Annotated in this window: 7 protein-coding genes and 1 pseudogene; 4 read left to right on the top strand and 4 right to left on the bottom strand. The window is 68.5% G+C overall.

Features of this window, described 5'->3' with window-relative positions; all coding sequences use genetic code 11:
- Nucleotides 1–43: 43 nt before the first annotated feature.
- Nucleotides 44–976, top strand: coding sequence for a heme o synthase (locus BN4332_RS03570; protein ID WP_066897209.1), 933 nt, complete (start codon nucleotides 44–46; stop codon nucleotides 974–976).
- 60 nt (nucleotides 977–1,036) lie between these two features.
- Nucleotides 1,037–1,975: a DUF1254 domain-containing protein gene (locus BN4332_RS03575; RefSeq protein WP_200820367.1), complete on the top strand. Its 939-nt coding sequence runs from the start codon at nucleotides 1,037–1,039 to the stop codon at nucleotides 1,973–1,975.
- 85 nt (nucleotides 1,976–2,060) lie between these two features.
- Here the strand turns inward: BN4332_RS03575 and BN4332_RS03580 are convergent, their stop codons facing one another.
- Nucleotides 2,061–3,035, bottom strand: a complete 975-nt coding sequence (locus BN4332_RS03580; RefSeq protein ID WP_066897217.1) for a quinone oxidoreductase family protein — start codon at nucleotides 3,033–3,035, stop codon at nucleotides 2,061–2,063.
- A gap of 32 nt (nucleotides 3,036–3,067) precedes the next feature.
- On the opposite strand from BN4332_RS03580, the gene BN4332_RS03585 reads away from it, so the two are divergent.
- Nucleotides 3,068–4,006, top strand: a complete 939-nt coding sequence (locus BN4332_RS03585) for an ATP-grasp domain-containing protein (protein WP_066897211.1) — start codon at nucleotides 3,068–3,070, stop codon at nucleotides 4,004–4,006.
- Here BN4332_RS03585 and BN4332_RS35335 read toward each other — a convergent pair.
- Nucleotides 3,914–4,258: pseudogene (locus BN4332_RS35335) on the bottom strand (alcohol dehydrogenase catalytic domain-containing protein); the annotation flags it as partial. The gene BN4332_RS03585 and the pseudogene BN4332_RS35335 sit on opposite strands and share 93 nt — an antisense overlap.
- 32 nt (nucleotides 4,259–4,290) lie before the next feature.
- Here BN4332_RS35335 and BN4332_RS03595 point away from each other — a divergent pair.
- A complete protein-coding gene (locus tag BN4332_RS03595) occupies nucleotides 4,291–5,229 on the top strand; it encodes an ATP-grasp domain-containing protein (protein WP_066897211.1) in 939 nt (312 codons plus the stop codon).
- Here BN4332_RS03595 and BN4332_RS03600 read toward each other — a convergent pair.
- Nucleotides 5,226–6,173: a COX15/CtaA family protein gene (locus BN4332_RS03600; protein ID WP_066897212.1), complete on the bottom strand. Its 948-nt coding sequence runs from the start codon at nucleotides 6,171–6,173 to the stop codon at nucleotides 5,226–5,228. The two genes, BN4332_RS03595 and BN4332_RS03600, sit on opposite strands and share 4 nt — an antisense overlap.
- Before the next feature lie 61 nt (nucleotides 6,174–6,234).
- Nucleotides 6,235–6,727: ABC transporter permease (locus BN4332_RS03605; protein ID WP_160110800.1), on the bottom strand; the 493-nt coding region annotated here is incomplete at its 5' end.

A 6,727-nucleotide genomic window follows, 5' to 3' on the forward strand; every position in this document is an offset into this window, starting at 1 on the left:
TGTGTAGTAGAAGCCGCGTGACGCCACCCGAGGAGTTATTTGCGTGAGCATTCGCGAGCGCCGGCTCATCCATGGGGCGCCGAGCCGAATACGATCCACCTTCCTGTCATATTTGGCGTTGACCAAGCCTCGTGTGATCGAGTTGCTGCTGGTCACCACCATTCCGGCCATGTTGTTGGCGAACCGCGGCACGATTGACCCGCTGCTGATCCTCAACACCCTGATCGGTGGCGGGCTGGCGGCCGCAGGTGCCAACACACTCAACTGTGTGGCCGATGCCGACATCGACAAGGTGATGAAGCGGACCGCCCGTCGCCCGCTGGCCCAGGCCTCGGTGCCGACCCGGCACGCGCTGATCTTCGGCCTGGTGCTGTCGGTGACGGCGTTCTGCTGGCTGTGGTGGACGTCGAACCTGCTGTCCGGATTGCTGGCCGTGGCCACGATCGCGTTCTACGTCTTCGTCTACACGTTGCTGCTCAAACGCCGTACCTCGCAGAACGTGGTGTGGGGCGGGGCGGCCGGTTGCATGCCGGTGATGATCGGCTGGTCCGCGGTGACCGGCACCATCCAGTGGCCTGCCCTGGTGATGTTCCTGATCATCTTCTTCTGGACGCCGCCGCACACCTGGGCGCTGGCCATGCGGTACAAGGACGATTACAAGGCGGCCGGCGTGCCGATGCTGCCCGCCGTGGCGACCGAGCGTGAGGTCACCCGCCAGATCCTGATCTACACCTGGCTGACGGTGCTGACCACACTGGTGCTGGCGCTGGCCACCGGATGGCTGTACGGCGCCGTGGCACTGCTGGCCGGTGCCTGGTTCCTGGTGATGGCCCACCAGCTGTACTCCGGGGTGAAGCGCGGGGAACCGGTGAAGCCGCTACGGTTGTTCCTGCAGTCGAACAACTACCTGGCCGTGGTGTTCTGCGCGCTGGCCATCGACTCGGCGCTGGCGCTGCCGACGATCTTCGGCCACTAGACCGGCGAACCGCCGCCCCAACACCGTTGGTGTGGCAGCGTTGTCACCATGACTGCCCACGTGAGTCCGGACAACTTCGCGCGCGCTGAATCCGACCTGTATTTCGCCCACGCCGTCCAAGACGGCGGGTTCGGGAAGTTCTTCCACAACCGGGAGCTGACCCCGATCGATCATCAGCTCGTCATCCGGCAGAACCGCGACACGCTGTACTCCGCGGCGGTGTTCGATCTGGACGCCGGACCGGTCACCATCACCTTGCCCGAGACTGCGGGCCGGTTCATGTCGCTTCAGGTCATCAGTGAAGACCACTACACCACCAACGTCGCCTATGCGCCGGCCGAGGTGACCTTCAGCCGGGACTCGGTAGACACCCGCTATGCGATCGCGGCGGTTCGTACCCTGGTCGATCCGAACGACCCGGCCGATCTGGCCGAGGTGCATGCGCTGCAGGACGCGATCGGTGTGTCACAGGCCGATCCGGGTTTCTTCGAGGTGCCGCAGTGGGATCCGGTCAGTCAGAAGACGGTCCGCGATGCTCTCATCGCGCTGTCCACCACCCTGGCCGACACCACGTCGATGTTCGGGGCCAAGTACGAGGTGGAGCCGGTTCGTCACCTGATCGGCTCGGCGTTCGCCTGGGGCGGCAACCCGGCGCGCGACGCGCTGTATCTCACCGTGGTGCCGGCCCGCAACGACGGGGCCACCGTGCATCAGCTGACGGTGAAAGACGTTCCGGTGGATGGGTTCTGGTCCATCACGGTGTACAACAAAGATGGCTATTTCACGCCGAACGCGCAGAACGCCTACTCGGTGAACAACGTCACCGCCGTCAAGGATGCCGACGGGTCGACCACGGTGCAGTTCGGCGGCAGTGACGACGCGAACGCCGCCAATCTGCTGCCGATCACGCCGGGCTGGAACTACTTGGTGCGGCTCTACCGGCCGCGTCCCGAGATCCTCGACGGGTCCTGGAAGTTCCCGGTCGCGCAGCCGGTGTAGTTACGGCTTACCCGAGATCATCAATATCGTCGTGATTCTCGTCGTCCAACGACCGCATTGATGATCTCGCGAACGCTGAGCCGGTCTAGGGGACCAGCACGACCGAGCCGACGGTCTTGCGCCCCTGCAGGTCGGTGTGGGCTTGGGCGGCCTCGGCCAGCGGGTAGCGGCCACCGACGGTGATGGTGATCGACCCGTCGGCGATCGCGTTGATCAATTCACCCGCGCGCCACGAGAACTCGTCGGGTGTGCGGGTGTGGTGGACCAGCGACGGACGCGTCAGGAACACCGAGCCCGCGCTGTTGAGCCGCTGCGGATCCACCGGCGGAACCGGTCCGCTGGCCGCCCCGAACAGGGCCAGCGTGCCTCGTACCGCGAGGCTGGCCAGGCTGGCGTCGAACGTCGACGCGCCGACCCCGTCGTAGACCGCGGCCACGCCCGCCCCGCCGGTGAGTTCCCGGATCCGGTCCCCGAATTCGGCCGGATCCTCGGGATAGTCGAGCACCTCGACGGCGCCGGCCTGCCGGGACAATTCGGCCTTCTCCGGAGTCGACGCGGTGGTGATCACCCGGGTGCCGATGCTGGTGGCCCACTGGGTCAGGATCAGCCCGACACCGCCGGCGCCGGCATGCACCAGCACCGTGTCATTGGGCTGCACCGCATAGGTGGACTTGATCAGGTAGTGCGCGGTCATACCCTTCAGCAGGGCCGACGCGATCGCATCGGGAGCCACACCGTCTGGCACGTACGCGGCGAAATCCGCTGGGGCGACGCAGTAGTCGGCGTAGGCGCCGGTCGCGTTGGCGGTCACCACGCGGTCGCCGACGGCCAGCGCGGCCACGTCGTCACCGACGGCGGCGACGGTGCCGCACACCTCGGACCCGACGACGAACGGCAGGTCACGCGGATACAGCCCGGACCGGAAGTACGTGTCGATGAAGTTGACGCCGATCGCCTCGGCCTTGATCAGCACCTCGCCGGGCCCGGGGGCAGGCTCTGGCCGCTCGACGTAGCTCAGGACTTCGGGTCCGCCGGTCTCGGCAACTTCGATGGCATACACGCCATCCATCATCCACACCTATCATCGCGGAGGTGAAACTCGCCCGTCCGGATGTGTTCCATCCCCGCATCGTGTTGGCCGGTTGCCCGGCGTTGCCGGAAGGCGACGGTGACGACGCCGGCCTGCAGGCGGCCTTGCGACACCGTGGTCTGCACGCCAGCTGGTTGCCGTGGGACGACCCGGCCACGCTGAGCGCCGATCTGGTGATCCTGCGAGCCACCTGGGATTACACCGAGCGGCTCGACGAGTTCCTGTCGTGGACGCGGGCGGTCCGGCACCTGGTCAATCCGGCGCGGATCGTGGAGTGGAACACCGACAAGCGCTACCTCGGCGATCTGCGGCGCGCGGGGGTCCCGGTGGTGCCGACGCAATACTTCGCGGTCCGCGAGCGGGTCCAGGTGCCCGACGGCGAGGTGGTGGTGAAGCCCGCGGTGGGCGCCGGCTCGGCCGGGGCGCAGCGCTTCGTCGACGCATCGCAGGCGCTGGCCCATGCCGCGGCACTGCAGGAGGCGGGCCGCGCGGTGCTGGTACAGCCCTACGATCCGCGGATCGCCGACGGGGAGACGGCGCTGGTGTTCTTCGGCGGCCAGGAATCGCACGCCTTCACCAAGGGCCCGATGCTGCCGCCGGCCGGGCAGTCACCCGTGTTCGAGGAGACCGGCACCTACGCCGAGGAATCGCTCTCGCCGGCCGATCCCGACGACGAGGTGTGGGACGTCGGCCGCCGGGCAATCGAGGCGGTGATCGAGCGGTTCGACATCGAACCCGAGGATCTGCTGTATGCCCGGGTCGACGTGATCGGCGGCCCGCGGGATCCGCGACTGCTGGAGCTGGAGCTGGTCGAGCCGGGGCTGGGATTCCGGCAGCTCGATCAGTCCGTCCGCGAGGATGCCGAGCGGCGGTTCGCGGTGGGTGTGGAGAAGGCGCTGCAGCGTTTCGGGCTGGGCCCGCTGTCGCATCGCGGACTCTAATTCGCNGCGGTCGCCGACGGCCAGCGCGGCCACGTCGTCACCGACGGCGGCGACGGTGCCGCACACCTCGGACCCGACGACGAACGGCAGGTCACGCGGATACAGCCCGGACCGGAAGTACGTGTCGATGAAGTTGACGCCGATCGCCTCGGCCTTGATCAGCACCTCGCCGGGCCCGGGGGCAGGCTCTGGCCGCTCGACGTAGCTCAGGACTTCGGGTCCGCCGGTCTCGGCAACTTCGATGGCATACACGCCATCCATCATCCACACCTATCATCGCGGAGGTGAAACTCGCCCGTCCGGATGTGTTCCATCCCCGCATCGTGTTGGCCGGTTGCCCGGCGTTGCCGGAAGGCGACGGTGACGACGCCGGCCTGCAGGCGGCCTTGCGACACCGTGGTCTGCACGCCAGCTGGTTGCCGTGGGACGACCCGGCCACGCTGAGCGCCGATCTGGTGATCCTGCGAGCCACCTGGGATTACACCGAGCGGCTCGACGAGTTCCTGTCGTGGACGCGGGCGGTCCGGCACCTGGTCAATCCGGCGCGGATCGTGGAGTGGAACACCGACAAGCGCTACCTCGGCGATCTGCGGCGCGCGGGGGTCCCGGTGGTGCCGACGCAATACTTCGCGGTCCGCGAGCGGGTCCAGGTGCCCGACGGCGAGGTGGTGGTGAAGCCCGCGGTGGGCGCCGGCTCGGCCGGGGCGCAGCGCTTCGTCGACGCATCGCAGGCGCTGGCCCATGCCGCGGCACTGCAGGAGGCGGGCCGCGCGGTGCTGGTACAGCCCTACGATCCGCGGATCGCCGACGGGGAGACGGCGCTGGTGTTCTTCGGCGGCCAGGAATCGCACGCCTTCACCAAGGGCCCGATGCTGCCGCCGGCCGGGCAGTCACCCGTGTTCGAGGAGACCGGCACCTACGCCGAGGAATCGCTCTCGCCGGCCGATCCCGACGACGAGGTGTGGGACGTCGGCCGCCGGGCAATCGAGGCGGTGATCGAGCGGTTCGACATCGAACCCGAGGATCTGCTGTATGCCCGGGTCGACGTGATCGGCGGCCCGCGGGATCCGCGACTGCTGGAGCTGGAGCTGGTCGAGCCGGGGCTGGGATTCCGGCAGCTCGATCAGTCCGTCCGCGAGGATGCCGAGCGGCGGTTCGCGGTGGGTGTGGAGAAGGCGCTGCAGCGTTTCGGGCTGGGCCCGCTGTCGCATCGCGGACTCTAATTCGCGGGCTGTACCCGCTCACGCATCGACGCCCACAGGGCGGCGGTCGCCGCGGTGCAGGCAGCCGCGCCGGCGACGTGCACGGCAACCAGGGCTGCGGGCACGTTGGTGTAGAACTGCACCACCCCGACCAGGCCCTGTGCGCAGACCAGCGCCACCAGCACGCCGAGCCGGAGCATGACGGGGCGGGTCGCTCGTACCGCGGCAAGCCCGAAGCCCAGCGCGACGACCAGTGACAGATAGGCCACCAGCAGCGACGAATGCATGTGCACCAGTGTGGTGATCTCGACCTGGAGTCGCGGCACCACGCGGTCGAGGCTCTTGTCGCCCGCGTGGGGGCCGGCGCCGGTCACCAGGGTGCCGGTCACCAGGACCGCGGCCAGGACGATCGCGCTCAGTACGGTCAACTGCCGCAATGGTTTCGGCACCACTGTCGTCGGCGCGCCGGTGTCGGGCTGGCCGATCTTGACGAACAGCAGCACCGCGAGCCAGACCATCGCCATGGAGGCGAGCAGGTGGATCGCCACCGTCCACCACAACAGCCCGGTGAGCACCGTGATGCCGCCGATCACGGCCTGGACCACGGTGGAGGCCGGCATCAGCCAGGCGTAGATCAGCACTTCGCGGCGGCGTCGCGCTCGGGTGACGGCCAGGACGGCGGCGGCAGCGGTCAGGACCACCAGGAACGTGATCATCCGGTTGCCGAATTCGACCACCTGGTGCACGACCGCGACTTCCGCGTGCGGCACGGGGGTGAAGCTGCCGGGGAAGCACTGCGGCCAGGTGGGGCAGCCCAGGCCGGATGCGGTGACGCGGACGATCGCCCCGGTGACCGAGATGCCGCCCTGGGTCAGGATGACCAGGAATGCGATCAGGCGCTGAACCCGAAGGCTCGGCATGGGCAGCAGATCGACCAGTCGCTGGAAAGCTCTTCCGACGGGCACCGCCTGATCGTAATGGATCAGTAACTACAGCCCGTAGTAGGGCTGGTATGCGGCTGCCGGATCAGGTGAACCGGAACCAGCGCAGGGCCGCCACCGCGGCCACCGCACCCCACACCGCCAGGACGGCCAGTCCGAACCAGTCCACCGAAAGCGTCATCGCCTGGGTCAGCGATTCGGTGAGCGCGCCCGACGGGGTCAGGCGAGCCGCCCAGCGCAGGGCGGAGGGCACCAGACCGCCTTCGAGGGTCAGTGCGCCGAGACCGGCGAACACGAACCACAGCAGGTTCGCCAGCGCCAGCACGATCTCGGCCTTGAGGGTGCCGCCGAGCAGCAGCCCCAGCGCGGCGAATGCGGCCGTGCCCAGCGCGATGACCGCCGCGCCGAGCGCCAGTCCGATCGGCGACGGGCGCCAGCCCAGCGCAAAGCCTATGGCGCCCAACAGGATTGCCTGCAAGAACACGACCGTCACCACCGCCAGCGACTTGCCGGCGATGATTCCCCACACCGGCAGCGCGGTGGCGCCGAGCCGTTTCAGCGCCCCGTACCGGCGGTCG

Origin of the sequence: Mycolicibacterium houstonense, assembly GCF_900078665.2 — a bacterium.
GTDB lineage: Bacteria > Actinomycetota > Actinomycetes > Mycobacteriales > Mycobacteriaceae > Mycobacterium > Mycobacterium houstonense.